General features: G+C 39.1%; 9 protein-coding genes. 7 read left to right on the forward strand and 2 right to left on the reverse strand.

Going from position 1 to position 16,674, the window contains the following annotated elements:
- Window positions 1–113 precede the first annotated feature (113 nt).
- Window positions 114–2,018 carry a winged helix-turn-helix domain-containing protein gene (locus Q4489_RS03840; RefSeq protein ID WP_303477319.1) on the forward strand — a complete coding sequence of 635 codons (1,905 nt, stop codon included), beginning with the start codon at window positions 114–116 and terminating at the stop codon, window positions 2,016–2,018.
- A 52-nt stretch (window positions 2,019–2,070) separates the two neighbouring features.
- Here the strand turns inward: Q4489_RS03840 and Q4489_RS03845 are convergent, their stop codons facing one another.
- Both Q4489_RS03845 and Q4489_RS03850 read right to left on the reverse strand, forming a co-directional pair.
- Window positions 2,071–3,768, reverse strand: a complete 1,698-nt coding sequence (locus tag Q4489_RS03845; RefSeq protein WP_303477321.1) for an RluA family pseudouridine synthase — start codon at window positions 3,766–3,768, stop codon at window positions 2,071–2,073.
- Window positions 3,769–3,964: 196 nt separating this feature from the next.
- Window positions 3,965–6,157 (reverse strand): TonB-dependent hemoglobin/transferrin/lactoferrin family receptor, encoded by a 2,193-nt coding sequence (locus tag Q4489_RS03850; RefSeq protein WP_303477323.1) that lies wholly within the window; start codon window positions 6,155–6,157, stop codon window positions 3,965–3,967.
- A gap of 274 nt (window positions 6,158–6,431) precedes the next feature.
- Here Q4489_RS03850 and Q4489_RS03855 point away from each other — a divergent pair, with 274 nt between their 5' ends.
- From Q4489_RS03855 to Q4489_RS03880, 6 genes are all read left to right on the forward strand, one after another.
- Window positions 6,432–6,959, forward strand: a complete 528-nt coding sequence (locus Q4489_RS03855) for a MotA/TolQ/ExbB proton channel family protein (protein ID WP_303477325.1) — start codon at window positions 6,432–6,434, stop codon at window positions 6,957–6,959.
- A 5-nt stretch (window positions 6,960–6,964) separates the two neighbouring features.
- A complete protein-coding gene (locus Q4489_RS03860) occupies window positions 6,965–7,309 on the forward strand; it encodes a DUF2149 domain-containing protein (protein ID WP_303477327.1) in 345 nt (114 codons plus the stop codon).
- Window positions 7,306–11,289: a cobaltochelatase subunit CobN gene (gene cobN / locus Q4489_RS03865; protein WP_303477330.1), complete on the forward strand. Its 3,984-nt coding sequence runs from the start codon at window positions 7,306–7,308 to the stop codon at window positions 11,287–11,289. Before Q4489_RS03860 ends, cobN begins: the two co-directional genes overlap by 4 nt.
- A gap of 254 nt (window positions 11,290–11,543) precedes the next feature.
- Window positions 11,544–12,836 (forward strand): sensor domain-containing diguanylate cyclase, encoded by a 1,293-nt coding sequence (locus Q4489_RS03870; protein ID WP_303477333.1) that lies wholly within the window; start codon window positions 11,544–11,546, stop codon window positions 12,834–12,836.
- A 375-nt stretch (window positions 12,837–13,211) separates the two neighbouring features.
- Window positions 13,212–14,795 (forward strand): alkaline phosphatase, encoded by a 1,584-nt coding sequence (locus tag Q4489_RS03875; protein WP_303477335.1) that lies wholly within the window; start codon window positions 13,212–13,214, stop codon window positions 14,793–14,795.
- An 11-nt stretch (window positions 14,796–14,806) separates the two neighbouring features.
- Entirely contained in the window at window positions 14,807–16,639 is a 1,833-nt protein-coding gene (locus Q4489_RS03880) for an alkaline phosphatase (protein WP_303477337.1), read from the forward strand.
- Window positions 16,640–16,674: the final 35 nt, after the last annotated feature.

The raw sequence follows: 16,674 nt of genomic DNA on the forward strand, positions 1-16,674 counted from the left end.
ATTATTAATACAGCAGAAAATAAAACATGATGGTTAGCTAACGATTAGGTAATAAATTGATAACAATTTCTAATACCCACTAAAAAGCGTTAATCGAAAAACGGAGATTGAAAGTGATATATCGATTAAGGGATATCGAAATAGATTTGGCGCAATTTGAGTTACGTGTCGACCAAAAAATAGTACAAGTAGAACCGAAGGTATTCGATTTAATTGTCTATTTGATACAGCATCGACAAAGATTAGTCACAAGAGAAGAACTATTTCAGACGGTTTGGAGTGGCAGAGAAGTTTCAGATACCACGTTAAGTAATCACATAAAATCAGCAAGAAAAGTGCTGGGAGATAATGGAAATTTACAACAAATTATTAAAACTGTTCGCTCAAGAGGCTACCAGTTTATTGCTGACGTTGAGGAATGTGCTAAAGCTGAAGTTCACACCGCGAGCACTACGTTAACTAATGACTCTACAACCAGTGTAAGTGAAATTGCCGGCGTTAATCGTGCGCGCAAACTTCCTTTAAGTTTGAGCAAGTTAATAATATTACTGACTGCTATTATCTGTGCTCTTTGGTTTTATAATGCAACAAAAACAGCTAAGGAATTACCACCTTATTTACTGGTTGTCCCATTTTCTGTTTCGAGTTTACATAACGCGAACTTAGCACCGTTTGCGGATCAAATCACCCGAGAATTAATACAGTCGCTACGTAAAATATCGGGGATTAAAATCATTCCACCGCCTTCATCTTTTATGTTTAAAGACAACAAGCAGCGCTCTCACATTAGAGAAAAGTTGCCTGAGGTAAATTTTGTTTTAGATGGTGTAATAAGTGAAGGCCGAAATGGCAATATCAGGGTGACGGTTGAACTAGAAAACTTGCAGAATGACAAACTATTATGGGACGGAGACTTTGATATTCAACTGCAAAGTACTAATCGCTTTAATTTTCAAAGTAAGATTGCGTCATCCGTATCAAAATCACTTAAGGTGATAATACTAGACAAAGAAAGACAGGTACTTAAACAAATACCCACATCGAATGTACAGGCATACGAATTATATGTTCAAGGGCAACATCAATTCTCATTAATGACACATGAGTCTGTATTAGCGTCTATCGATCTTTTTTCTCAGGCGATCGCCAAAGACAATACCTTTGAAGCCGCGTATATCGCTAAAGCTAATGCTTATCGCGTTATCATGATTTTATTTGACCAGCCTAAAAAAGTGTTACCGAAAGTAATTTCTTCGGCCATTGATGTACTAGAAATAAACCCTGAATCAGCAAAAATTATGTCATTACTTGGCATTGCTTATGTGCATGCTTGGCAGTGGGAAGATGCATGGAAAATGCTAACCAAAGCACATGATAAAGACCCAACCCTTGCATTAACAGAGCTAGGTTTTGCATTATATTATGCCGCAATAGGCGATGCTAAACAGGTTAAACAGGCATTACTTAATGCGGAACGTTTAGATCCTCTCAACTTAGAAATTGCTGACTGGGGACTGTGGGCTTTATTGATGGTAAATGAAGTGGATGCAGCGATCGTGTGGGGGAAAGATAAAGTCAAACTTCATCATCCTTTACCGTATCCGGTTGTTAATTTATCAGTTGCAGAGTATGTAGCAGGTAATTTTGAAAGAAGTGTTCAGCTGGCTGAGCAAGGAGTTAAATTAAGCCAACGAGAAGTATTTCCATTAATTATTTTAGCGCAATCGTATGCCGCTGCGGGAAATCGCGAAAAGGCATTAGCACTCATAAAAGAGGCTGAATCAGCCCAGCAATATATGTGCCCTTATGAAACAGCCGTAGTACATGTATTACTTGGAGAGGTAAATAAAGCATTTACTTTATTCGAGGAAGCCGTTAACTTCCAATCTAACTGTTTGATTTTTACACGCAATGACCCTAGGTTAGCGTCATTAAAAAATGATGAAAGATACAACCAGTTGTTGACAGTTTTAGCGCTGGACGATGCTTCGATAAGTCGTTTAAAAACAGCTAGGTAATACATATTAGCTAATGTGGTTTTTGAAATTAGTATACCTATGGTCTCAAGGTTTAAAACGTGACTTTTTGAACAAAGGATAGTCGCTGCTTGGTAATAGGGTGATTAAAACGTAATGCCTCTGCGTGCAAATGTAGCCTGTTAGCTGAAGTGCCATAAAGACCATCACCTGTAATTGGTGTATTGAGTCCGTCTGGATGAGCACAATGTACACGTAGTTGATGTGTACGACCTGTTATCGGGTATAATTGTACGATTGTTTTACCTTCAATATGTTCTAGCACTTGCCATGTTGTTTTGGCAACTTTTCCGTGTTCGTGACAAACCTTTTGACGAGGACGATCATTAATATCGAGAATTAGTGGTAAATCAATATTGCCTGATTCCTCCGTGATAATACCGTCAACTAAAGCGATGTAACGCTTTTCAATAGTTTTCTCGATAAATTGCTGTTGTATCGATTTATGGGCACGCTCAGTTAGAGCAAGTACTAACAAACCAGAAGTTGCCATATCTAATCGGTGAACAATTAGCTTGCCGGTTGCCTGTGGAAATTGTGCTTTAATTCTTGTTTCAACCGAGTCTTGAATGTTTTTACCAGGTACAGACAATAGTCCAGCAGGCTTGTTAACAACCACTAGGTGTTGATCGTGATAAACAATGTCTAACGCTAACTTTTCGGCAGGGTTGGATAGCAGTGGATTGGTATCTACTGCCAAGCCTTGCAGCATAAAAGGCAATATTGGCCCACACTTTCCTTGGCAGGCAGGATAAAAATGACTGTGTTTGCGGATTTCGGCAGGATGAGATTTTCCCCACCAAAATTCGGTGAAACAAATAGGTATTAATTGGTGCTGAAAGGCGTATTGAAGTAATTTAGGGGCTGCACAGTCACCGGTACCTGCAGGTGGCTTTGCGTGGTCGTTTTCTGCAAAAAGCTCGAGAATGCCTTTTTTTTCGCCTTTAATATTTAATAATAGGTATTGTTGAAATAGTTGTCTTTGTAACTTATTCGATAATTTTTTCCGGCGTTTTTTTAGTGTCGATATTATGGCTAGTTTTTCTGTTACTTGTTCACTTAGTGTTGTGATCTTTTGTTGCCAATATGTTTTTAACGTTTGTAGCGCTTTTTTATTTTCTACACTTTCTCGTGCAAGTGAAATGCTAACGTGTTTAGCTTCTTTAAATTGTACGGGAGTATGTTGTTCTGACCACGGTGATAACTGTTCGGCGATACTTTCTCGTGTTAATTTTCGTTGTTTTTTTGCTTCAACCATTTTTTGCTGTTCTGCCCTGATAGCATTTTCAGCTTGTTGTTTTAATGTAGTTAGTTGCTGCGTTAAATTCGTTAACTTTGAACAGGTCGTTAACGTATCAATTTCATTATTTAAATTATTGATAATAGTTTGATGTTTTACAAAATCACTGTCTTGTGAAAAGCCGTTAAAAATATTAGGAACAAAGTGTTGTTTATACAATTCTTCCTTAGGATGCTCTGCTATGCTTGCGCCAGAATAAGCACATAAGTAACCAAGTTCGCCAGAGTGGTTTTTAACCACTAAAACACCATACATTTTTCCTTCTGATTGCTCAGGAGGGGCCGCATGTAAGCTTAGCCATTGCTGTAATTCAGTTGCGGCTTGTTTTGCCCAAGGGTCTGGCTGATAACAAAAAGGGTAAGTAAACGTTGTAGGCAATGATGTTAACTCTGGCTTATCAGCAAAGGGGATTACTAAATTAGGACGGTTCATTGAGATTATAACCTGCAACTGCTATTGGTTTGGTGAATGTTAGCAAAAAAGAATTTTACGTAAAAAGCATGTGAAACGCTATGAGTTAATAATAACAGTCTGTACAAAGCAATGATTGAGTTGTGTGATAATAGAGGCTTTCAATAGTAAAAAAGCTCCTAAAAAGGAGCTTTATCGTGCGAGTAAATTACTGCGATTAAAATTGGTAATGAATGGCAGCTGAAACGCTTCTGCCTGGTTCAGTAACATTGTTTAAGGTGTTACCGCTTGCATGTCCTGCACCATTTAAATAACGTACGTATTCTTTATCGAATAAGTTTGAAATAGCTACGTTGATACGTAAATCATCGGTCAGCGCATAGTGGCCAAGAATATCGATAGTCGCGTGACCGGCAATTTCAGCATTCCCACTGTTCACTTTTGTCATACGCTTTGCCCAATTAACAATAATGTCAGAAGAAAAGTCTCCATACTGCATATTTAGGCCTGCACTCCCTGATAGCGGACTGATACTGGTTAAGTAATCACCTGTTTCGTCGTCTTTACCATCTTGGTAAGCAGCATTGGCAAACACTGATAAATGATGGTTAATATCATAGTGAACTGAAGCTTCAATACCTTTAATGGTTACAGCATCAATATTTTGATATTGATACACTAATACTGACGATTCTTGCCCTGTATATGGATTGAGAACACTTTCAATATCAATTAATTCTGTCGCTAAAAAGTCGTCGTATTTACTGTGAAATATAGCCCCGCTAAAGGTGATATCGTTAACTGAACCACGTAAACCAAGTTCGTATGTATCACTTTTTTCAGGGGATAAATCATTACTTGGTACGACTTTATATCCATAGATAGAATTATCATGATTAATATAAGCAAGATCATATGCAGGTACTTTAAAGCCCTGACCATACTGTGCAAAAACTGCGATATCGTCGCTAATTTTATACAATGCACCAAGGTTTAAAGATACATGATCTTCATCATAAGATTTGTATTCAACACCTTCATCATTTATCGCGTTGCTGGTATCCATTTCATAGGTATCAAAACGTGCACCAGGTGTTATTGTTAACTGGTTATTTAATAACGATATTTCATCATTAATAAATAGGCCTGCGCGTTTTACTTCCGTCGTAGGAAACTTTTCACTTTCTTGCGGGTATCCTGGTTTCGCTACACCTTCCACTTCGTACAGTTTTACTTCTGTACGTAATGACTCTGAATGTTCTATATCAAGGCCATAACCCAAGGTATGGGTATCGTTCAGTGCTAAGCTCGCATTAGACAAAAAACCTTTGGTTTTCTGCTTATATAATGAGGTATTCCACATATCGCGTAGCTCAACCACCGGGAAACCAAAATTGGCATTGATATCTAACTGGCCATATTCAATATCTTCTTGTTCAGAGTTGTTAGTATAGATAGCGATGTTGAGCAAATCATAAAATGCGGTAGGCGTTTCACTATAATAACGAAGCTTGAATGCTTGTGTGTCTTGTTTGCTAGTGTTTTTTTCGGCAACTACATTGTAGCCATCTAGGGTACGAAAGTATTCAAGAAGCCCGAGAGCGTGATTGCCAATAACGTCTTGTTGCCAGATATCTGCTGAAAATGACAAAAAGTCAGTTTGGTTTAAATTTAGTTTTGCTTTGTATAGATAACTTGTTGATTCAATATCAAGGTCAGGTTTTGTGCCATCGAAATTTTGTACTTCTTGACCATCGCGAGCACTGGCATTTAATAAATGCTCAACTTCGCCGGTTTTAAATGCAAGAGTACCGCCTACGTTAGTTTGTTTACCCAGTTCATTGTAACCAAGCTTTACTTTACCGGCGATAACATCACCTTTTTCTAAATAGTCAGAAGCATCTTTAGTGGTAAACACTACAATACCCCCTAAAGCATCAGAACCATAAAGCGATGATGCTGCACCTTTGGCAACTTCTACTTGTTTGAGGGTGTCGGTATCAATAAAACCACGACCAACTATATCGTTTAATCCGTTGGCGCCGTAGCCTTCATTCATGCGCATGCCATCTTTTATCATTAACACACGGTCACCACCCATACCACGTACAATAACATTCTGAGCGCTACCTGCAGAACCACTTACTTGCACACTTGGGTCATATTGGAAGAGTTGGCTAAAGTCAGTGACCACTTGTTTTTCAATATCTTCTGAAGTAACAACCGAAATACTACCCGCAACGTCTTTAAGGGCCTTTTCAGTTTTGGAACCACTGATCACGATAACTTCTAAATCGTTGGTTAAATCTGAATCTGGTGTTTCAAAGGCAAAGGCTGGCGTTGAAGAAACTGCCATAAAAACAGCAGCTGATAATAATGTTCGTTTATACGGTTGTTGATGCAAGTACATTGCAATAGATCCTATTACTTAAAAATATGTGTTCAGTGATGTAAATACCGTACCCGCATACTTGCTTAAGGTTAGCGAGAACGGGGGGATGTTCTCTTGCAATTTAAAACAAGTAACCTCTACGGGTCGGTATTTTCTTGGGCTTTCTAATCAATCGTTTTTTACTGTATAGGATCAAAACACTAAAGTAAACACAAATGAGAATAATTATTATTTGATTGTGGTTTTGGGGTTATGTACAATGTTTGGATTAATCTACGGGGGATAAAATTTAGTGAACATCCAATTATTAGAAATCACCATGGCGGAAGTGTCAGAATTACTGATGACGCCAGTTATTATTGTTATTTGCTTGTTAGTAGTATATGCCATTTATGCATTAGGGAAATTTGCGTCTCAGTGGTTACAACGCAGGCAACATAAAGTGAATTATGTAAAACAAATACACAGTAATAATGGTTCAATGACCACCCTTCCTGGTTTTCCTGTTCATAATTACTTTATTAAAAACCCGCTTGCGAGTGACGACGAACTAGAAGTCGTTGCATTAAAGCAATTAGAAACCTTACGTATCGTCACCAGAATCGCGCCCATGTTAGGGCTTATTGCGACAATGATCCCTATGGGACCTGCGTTACAAGCGTTAGCAGATGGGAATATTCAGGGCATTAGTGAAAACCTAATTATCGCTTTCGCAGCAGTTATTTGGGGATTAGTTATCTCCACGTTAACCTTTTGGCCTGCTTCTGTGAAAAAACGTTGGTGTGCTGATGAGCTTATCAATGTTCGTAAACTGAGGTAAGTATCATGCGCTTTTTAGATGACGATGAAGAATTAAACCCAATTGTTAGTGCGGTAAATCTCGTTGATGTATTTTTAGTGATTATTGCTGCGTTATTAATTGCATTAGCGCAAAACCCATTAAGTGTCTTTTCTTCTGATGATGTAACGGTGATTAAAAATGCTGGGAAACCAAACATGGAAATGATCGTGAAAAAAGGCAAAGAAATTAAACAATATAAATCTACCGGTGATATTGGCTCAGGTGAAGGTATGCGAGCTGGTGTTGCTTATAAAATGGCAGATGGCAGCTTCGTGTATGTGCCAGAAGGCGACGAAAAAAATAATAAGACAAAGAGTGATCAAGAATGAAAAAAATAATCTTAGTAGTGTTGCTCACTTTATTTATTGCCACGCCGTTATTTGCCAGTGATAAACCTCAAGTGTTGTTGATGATGTCTTCACATGCATCAAAACCAAAAGGTGACTTATTGCAGTCACTAGCAAAAGATCAACCTTTTGAATTGGTCAATTACTCAACGAAAGGTAAATCAGAACAAGAAATTAAAGCAGATTGGCAAAAGGCAGCTTTAATTATGCTAGATGGTATCAATCCCGCATTATCAAAATTTATGTTTGCTAAATATCATGCTTATCTTATGGAGTTTCCAAACGTTCCGGTTATTTCATTAGGGGATTTAACTAATTCGAAAACCAATCAGGGACTTACTGAAAAACAGCAGCAAAGCATTGGTAGTTATTACAATAATGCTGGTCGAGATAATTATCGAAATTTGATGTTGTATTTGTCTGGTTCATTGTTAGCGTTATCATCTGTTGAAGCAGAAGCACCACAGCGTGTACCTAATGTTGGTTTATACCATTATGCCCTAACGCCGCAAGTTACCAATGATGAAGCGGCATTTTATCAATTCTTAGCACCAACGGATCAACAACCGGTTATTGCCATTGGTATGCATAGAAGTGTTGTTGATTATGAACAGCAACAAATCGTAGATGCATTAATTAAAGGACTAGAAGCTAAAGGCGCAAAAGCATTTGGTTACTTTTTTGAAGGAAATGATGAGGCATTAAACTATACGGACTTGCTGCTTAACGATAACGGTGAGCCGCGTGTTAACTTACTGATCAATTACCGGTCATTACATTATGTTGAAAAGCGCCGAGCGGAGTTTGAAAAAGTAGGTGTACCGGTATTGCATGCACTAAACTACACAGAAGGTGATGAAAGCGCATTTTCTGAAGACCATGCGGGAATTTCACCATCATTAACACCTTTCTTTTTGGTGATGCCAGAAGATACTGGTAGTACAGACCCAACTATTATCGCGGCAAACGATAAAGGCGCAAAAGTTGCAATTGATTATCAATTAAATGCGCTGGTTGAGCGAGCTTATAATCATGCAAATCTAGCAATTACTAACAATAATGAGAAAAAAGTCGCTACCTTTATTTGGAACTATCCTCCCGGTGAGAAAAACATTGGTGCAGCCTTTTTAGATGTTCCATCGTCGATCGCCAATATTGCCAAAGCGATGAAGCAAAGTGGTTATCAAGTGACCCCCAAAGATAGTGCTTATTTAATTGAATCGGCAGGTAAACTGTTACGTCCGTATTATCGTGGTGAAGATGCAGAAACACTTGTTGCACAAGATTTAGCCGAATATATGCCATTATCAACGTATTTATCGTGGTTTAATAATCTGCCTGAAAAAGTCACTGCTCCGATTGTTGAACGGTGGGGGAAACCTGAAGATAGCGGAATGTTACGTAATACCACGATTAATGGCGAACAATCAAAGGCGTTTGTTATTCCCCGAATGAATTTAGGGAATATGATTGTGTTGCCGCAAGGTGTTAGAGGTGAAAATGCTCAAGAACATGCATCTCTATATCACAGTACAAAAACACCCATTAACCATAGTTATCTAGCCATATACTTATTTGCACGTGAAACCTTTGGTGCTGATGCGTTTATTCATTTAGGTACGCATGGCTCGCAAGAGTGGTTAACAGGTAAAGAGCGCGGCCTTTCAGTGTATGACGCGCCGAATCTTGCCATTGGAAACTTACCTGTTTTTTATCCTTATATCATCGACAATGTTGGTGAGGCGATGCAAGCAAAACGACGTGGTCGTGCAACCATGATAAGCCATTTAACCCCTGGATTTGCCAAAGCAGGGTTATACGCAGAAGTGGCAGAATTAAGTGAAAAAATAGCTAATTATATGATGCTTGAAGAAGGTCAGACAAAAGCGAATACGCAAGCTGAAATTATTAGTGTTGCTGAAAAATTGAATATGTTGAAAGACCTGTCGATTGAAAAAAGCGAGTTTGAACAACACTTTGCAAACCTGTTACCTAAAGTACAAGATCATTTAACCACCTTAGCGCAAATGAGCCAGCCTTTAGGCGTTCACATTTTTGGTGAATTACCGAAAGAAGCACACTTATATACCACAATATTGCAGATGTTGGGTGATGACTTTACTCAACGTGCTGGCGAATATGAAGCGGATAATAATTTAACCATTGCTGAACAGTTTGATCATCGAAAAGTGAGAAACTTAGCAGCACTAGAAGGTTATCAGTTACTTGATGCTTATTTTAAATCGCCAGATACATTGGCAGGTTTAGACTCTCAGCTATTAAAAGACTTAACAACCGCACAACAATATTGGGATAACTTTCAGGGGATAGCAGAGACAGAAAACTTACTCTTAGCGCTTGAAGGACATTATATCCCTGTAACCTATGGTAATGACCCTATCCGTAACCCTGATGCTGCACCGACTGGGCGAAATATTATTGGCTTTAATCCTGCGAAAGTACCGTCGAAAGAAGCGTATGATGCTGGTGTAACCTTAATGAATCAAACGATTGATGCCTACGTAGAAAAACACGGTCGCTTTCCCGAAAAGTTGGCATTCTCTCTTTGGTCATTAGAAACCATGCGTCACCAAGGCGCACTTGAAGCTCAAGTATTGCATGCGCTAGGGATTAAACCTAAATGGAATCGTCAAGGCAACGTTGTTGGCACTGAAGTGATCCCAATGAGTGAATTAAAACGCCCGCGTATAGACGTGGTTATTTCAGCGACGGGCTTATATCGAGACGCGTTTCCTAATGTCATGCTTTGGTTAGCGAAAGCGATTGATAAAATTGCAAAAATGAAAGAAGACAACAACTTTGTCTATCGTCATGCAAACGCATTGAAAACAGAGTTGTTAGCACAAGGTAAATCAGAAGAAGATGCTGACTACTTATCATCAATTCGTATATTTTCGAATGAAACTGGCAACTATGGTACTGGCTTAGCTGGCAGTGCATTAGCTTCTGATACTTGGGAAACGGATGATAAATTAGCTGATTTGTATTTAGACCGCATGGGTTATGCTTTTGGTAAAGATGAAAAGCGTTGGTCAGAAAATGTTGGTGATGTATTTGGTGATGGTGAAGGTTTATATAACAAGGTGCTTTCAGGTACCGATGGGGTGATTTTTTCACGTTCCACTAATTTATACGCCTTAATGACAAATGACGATCCGTTCCAGTATTTTGGTGGTATCGGGCTTGCAGTACGCCACCTTGATGGTGAAACACCGGAAATGTTTGTTTCAAATTTACGTAAAAAAGATCAACTGAAAAGCCAAACACTTGATGAATTTGTTAACCAAGAAATGCGTAGTCGATATTTTCATCCTCGTTGGATAAAAGCCATGCAAGACTCAGGTTATGCTGGCGCCACTGCCATTCTCGATCGTATGAATAATATGTGGGGCTGGGAAGTAATGACGCCAGAAGCGATTAGAGATGATCAATGGCAAGAGTTTTTTGAGGTATATGTTGAAGATAAATATCAGATGGACATGCGCGAATTCTTTGAACAAGCCAACCCGGAAAGTTTGGCACAAATGATAGAGCGTATGCTTGAAGCAGTACGAAAAGGCTATTGGCAAGCCGACCAAGAAACGATTAAGAAAATGGTGGAAACTTACACTGAATTAGCCAGTGAATTTGATGTTGCAACAAACAATGAAAAATTCAACGAATATATGGATTCTACCGCTGCTGGTTTTGGCTTAACACCGCTTTCTCAAGCGTTGGCTGAGGCCCTAGCTAAACCTGACGTAGCCGCCGCTTCACAAGCGCAACAAGTTAGTGGCCAAAAGTTAGAGGAACAAGCGAAAACAGAACAAGTAGAAAAAGATCACACTGCACTTTATGTTCTATTGTTAATTTTCTTAGCCGGCTTTGCCCATAATTACATTTGGTCAGCTAAAAAAATAACGATTGAAATATCAAATAAATCGCTCGCAAAAGCGGCTTAGTGTCATTAATTAAAACGATAAAGGGAGCATGAATTGCTCCCTTTTTTACTTTCGTTAATACCTACTTTAAGTAAATAGTTATGGTTAAAAGGGGATGCCTGAAATATCTGCTTTTGTTTAATTTTCTTTGAGTGATTCTGTACCTGACCCTTTTAATCTTCAATTTAGTGAGCGAGTGCTTACCTAAATGTCAAAATTAGCTATACTGAAAAAGAACGTTGTATTTTGCTATGTTCGGTTTTAGGCAGTAAATAGTGACACAAAATAATAAACCACTTTCATCTATCGCCCAACAAGTAATGTTGTTATCAGAAGTGTTAAACAATGTTGGGGCCTGTATTTTCGCCAAGGATCTTAACGGCAAATATCTTTACGCCAATGACATGGTGCTAGAGCTCTTTGACACGACATTAGAAAATGTTGTTGGTAAAGATGATAGCCACTTTTTTGATTTAAATATTTCGCATCAACTGACGAAAAACGATAATAAAGTACTTCTTGAAGGTGTCATGGTAGAACAAGAAGAAACGAATTATGTGAAGTCCAGTGGTGAATGTCGTATTTACCATTCGGTGAAAAAACCGCTGTATGATGAAGAACGAAATATCATTGGTTTATGCGGTATTTCAACCGACATTACAGAGCAAAAACGATTAGAAGGTATCGTTAAAAAGCAAAAAGATTTACTCAATATAGTGCTCGATAACGTTGATGCGCATATTTACATGAAAGACAACCAACGTACTTTTAAATATGTCAACAGTCGCGTAGCTGCATTATTTGGCCTGCCAGCTGAAGAGGTTGTTGGTAAAAAAGAAACCGACATTTTACCTGAAGAAGTGGCCGAGCATTTTTATCAATCTGACAAAAAACTGTTTGAAACTGGTGAGCGTCAAACCATTGATGAAACCGTGATTGATGATGACGGTAATGAACATCATTATCTGAGTGTTAAAGTGCCATACTATGCTGAAGGTGAAGTACCGGTTTTAATCGGTTTTTCTACAGAAGTCACTGAACTTTATAAATTAAAAGAGCAGTTTAGAAAACAAGCGAATACTGACTCTTTAACCAATCTATTTAATCGGCGTTATTTTGTTGAACATGCAGAGCGTGAATTTAAACGTGCGCAACGTAACGGTAAACCACTCACTGTGATTTCCATTGATATTGACCACTTTAAAGATATTAATGATCAGTATGGCCATCAAGCAGGCGATGAAGTATTAATAACAGTTAGTAAGCATTTACTCCCCAATTTACGTAGTGAAGATGTACTTGCTCGAATTGGTGGCGAAGAGTTTGCTATCGTTTTACCTGATACTAACTTGGCTCAGGCAAAGCATATTGCTGAAAGAATTCGTCAACAACAAGATAGCATAAGGCTTACGGGTCACTGGCAAGGCGAGTTAAATGTTCAAGTGAGTGTCGGAGTTGCCATTATGCTTAATGATGATAGCACTTTTGATATGTTATTTTCACGAGCCGATAAAGCGTTATACATGGCAAAAAACAATGGACGGAATCAAGTCTATTGTTTTAGCTAAAGTACGATCAAAAGGCATGATTGCTTACGCACGAGAATAAGTATTTCAATAATACATCGTCATTGTTTATATGACAGATTTGCTGTGGTTTATCCATTTAACTACCGCCAATAAGCTGTTGTCTTTTCCTTAGTCATTAACACTTACATTTCGTTTTTGTCTTCAAGTTGTCATATTTCTGTTACCCAACATTAACGGGTTAGTCATATTCAATCCATCTTAGTGTCATTTTTCATCTCTAGTATCTGAAAATTAATGTCGTTGAGCATTAGGTTCTGTTGATTTTTAGCGTTTAGTTCGAACAGTTTTACTCTCAAAAGATCAGCAGCCCCTAGTCAGTTATTTAAACAATTACCCTAATCCGAGGAAGGAAATATGAACACTAGATGGGTTTCACTATCAGTTATTCCGTCTTTATTTTTGAGCTCAGTAGCATTATCTGATGTTATTCCGAGTATTCAAAAAGAAAGCAACTGGTACACGCATGCACAGTCAAAACTTTCAGATAAGCAACAGATTGTCTCTCGTACAAAAGCGAAAAATGTTATTTTATTTGTCGGTGATGGCATGGGTATTTCTACCCTTACTGCTGCGCGAATTCTTCAAGGTCAAATGGCAGGAAACTCAGGTGAAGAAGGTTACTTGAGTTTCGAAACGTTTCCATATTCTGCCCAAGTTAAAACTTATAATACGGATGCACAAACACCTGATTCTGCAGGAACGATGACAGCGATGATGTCCGGTGTTAAGACCGATGCAGGGGTACTTGGTGTAAATGAAAATATTGAACGTGGTGATTGCGCAAGTGTAGAAGGTAACACATTAATTACAGCGGTAGAAACTGCGGAAATTAAAGGGTTATCAACAGGTATTGTGTCAACTGCCCGTATCACACATGCAACGCCAGCTGCAGCTTATGCAAAGTCTGCCGATCGTAATTGGGAAGATGTTTCTGATATGCCTGATACAGCTATTGAACAAGGTTGTGAAGATATAGCATCTCAGCTAATTAACTTTGAGAATAATCTTGAACAAAGATTTCCAGGAATTGATGTTGATGGTATTGATGTAGCGATGGGGGGCGGTCGTCGTCATTTTTTACCAAAAGACGCAAGTTACAATAGTACTGATGCAAGAAGTACAGTTGAAGGCGATCGTACAGATAATCGTGATTTAACCGCCGAATGGCAAGCGATGTACCCAAATGGCACATTGGTCATGGATAAATCAGGTTTCGATGCTGTTGATGCCACATCTACTGAACGTCTATTTGGTTTGTTTAATGAATCACATATGAATTATGAAGCAGACCGAGAAAATGATATCGCGGGCGAGCCTAGTTTGAGCGAAATGACAGAAAAAGCCATTGGAGTGTTAAATAATAATAATAATGGTTTTTTACTTGTTGTAGAGTCTGGCCGAATAGATCATGGTCACCATGCAGGCAGTGCTTATAACGCGTTAACCGATACCATTGAATTTGCCAATGCCGTTCAAAAAGCAATTGACTCTACCAACCCAGAAGAAACCTTAATTCTTGTAACTGCAGATCATAGCCATGTATTTACCATTGCGGGATACCCAAAAAGAGGTAACCCCATTCTAGGTAAAGTAGTCAATGTGGGAGCAACAGAGCCAGCATTAGCTGCAGACGGTATGCCATACACCACATTAGGTTATACCAATGGGCTTGGGTTTCGTAATTTACAGATGGAAACAGATGCAGACCAAAGTTATAACGAATCTGCCATTGCCGGCCGACAAGACTTAACCGTTGTTGATACCACAACTCCTGGTTTCCACCAAGAAACAGCTGTACCTATGGGATCAGAAACACACGCTGGGGAAGATATCTCGCTTCATGCACATGGGCCGGGTGCATATCTAGCACAAGGGGTCATTGAGCAAAGTGTTGTATTTCACATCATTAATAAATCACTTGGCTTGATTGGCAATTAGGAGAAAATAAAATGAAAACGTTAAAATATATATCTTTATCTATTGCTGTAGCGCTTGTTGGTTGTGACGGGGATGATGGAAAAGACGGTACAAATGGTGCTGACGGCGTATCAGGTAAAAATGGTTTAAATAGTTTAATACAACAAACCTATGTACCGGTTGGTCATGAAACATGTCGTAACTCAGGTGTAAGAATTGATTCAGGCGTTGACGTAAATGAAAATGGTTTATTGGATGACAATGAAGTCGATGGAAGTGAATATGTATGCTCACCAACGGTTACCAATGTAGTGGGAGGTAGTGTTGATACTACGACTAATAATCCATGGTTTAGTGCCGGCGAAGAAAAGCTAACACAGGCGGTAGCCAATAACGCGGCTATTACCAATGAAGCAGGTAAAGCGAAAAATATCATTCTTTTCGTCGGTGACGGTATGGGCATTTCTACGGTCACGGCAGCACGTATATTAGCCGGACAGAAAATGGGTAAATTGGGGGAAGAACATCAGTTAAGCTTTGATAAGTTCCCTTTTTCAGGCTTTGCAAAAACATATAACGTTGATGCGCAAACACCTGATTCAGCAGGCACAATGACAGCGATGATGTCAGGCGTTAAAACAGATGTTGGTGTTATAGGCGTTGCTGAGGGGGTAAGCAGAGGAAGTTGTGATTCAGTTTCGGGAAATGAACTTGTCACAGCACTTGAGCTAGCTGAAATTGCTGGCAAATCTACAGGAGTTATTTCAACTGCTAGAATTACGCATGCTACACCTGCTGCAACGTATGCAAAATCTGCAGATCGCAATTGGGAAGATATTTCTGATATACCTGCAGATGAAACGGCTAACGGTTGTGAAGATATTGCATCACAATTGGTAAATTTCGAAGCTAATTTAGAGGCAAGGTTTACCGGTTTAAATGTAGATGGAATGGAAGTTATGTTAGGTGGTGGGCGCCGTCATTTCTTACCTAAAGATGCTGCTTTTAACAGTGTTGATGCAACAAGTGCCATTGAAGGAGACCGAACTGATGGCCGCGATCTTACTGCTGAGTGGCAGGCAAGTTATCCAACAGGCCATTATGTTATCGATCGCAATAGCTTCAATGCATTGAATGCTGAAACAACAGAAAGAGTTTTTGGTTTGTTTAATGAATCACACATGCATTATGAAGCCGATAGGGGTAACGACCTTGCCGGAGAACCAAGCTTAACTGAGATGACCGAAAAAGCGATTGATATTTTAGATAACAATCAACAGGGTTATTTTTTAATGGTGGAATCTGGCCGTATTGATCATGGTCACCATGCTGGTAATGCATACAATGCATTAGAAGATACCATTGAGTTTGCTAAAGCGGTGCAATCGGCTGTTGATGCCACTGATCCAGAGGAAACGTTAATTATTGTGACTGCTGATCATAGTCATGTGTTTACCATGGCTGGCTACCCAAAACGCGGTAACCCAATCTTAGGTAAAGTCATTGCTGTGGGTAGTGAGGAACCTACTCTTGCCGCTGATGGTATGCCGTATACAACGTTAGGCTATACCAATGGTCTTGGCTTCAAAAATCTCGGTATGGAAACCGACGCTGATGCTGGTTATGCACATCCATATGTTAATACACGTCAAAACCTGACAGAAATTGACACAACCTCACCTGGCTTCCATCAAGAAGCGTTAGTACCTATGGGGTCAGAAACTCATGCCGGAGAAGATGTTGGTGTTTATGCAAAAGGTCCTGGCGCACACCTCATTACTGGAACTAATGAACAAAGCATGATTTATCATGTTATTAATCATGCCTCAAACCTAGTTAATCAAGCAGAAGCGGCTTTAGATTAGTCATGTAAATAGGCTGTCATAAAACGTTGGTATAA

Source organism: Thalassotalea sp. 1_MG-2023 (assembly GCF_030546745.1).
Taxonomy (GTDB): Bacteria; Pseudomonadota; Gammaproteobacteria; order Enterobacterales; family Alteromonadaceae; genus Thalassotalea_C.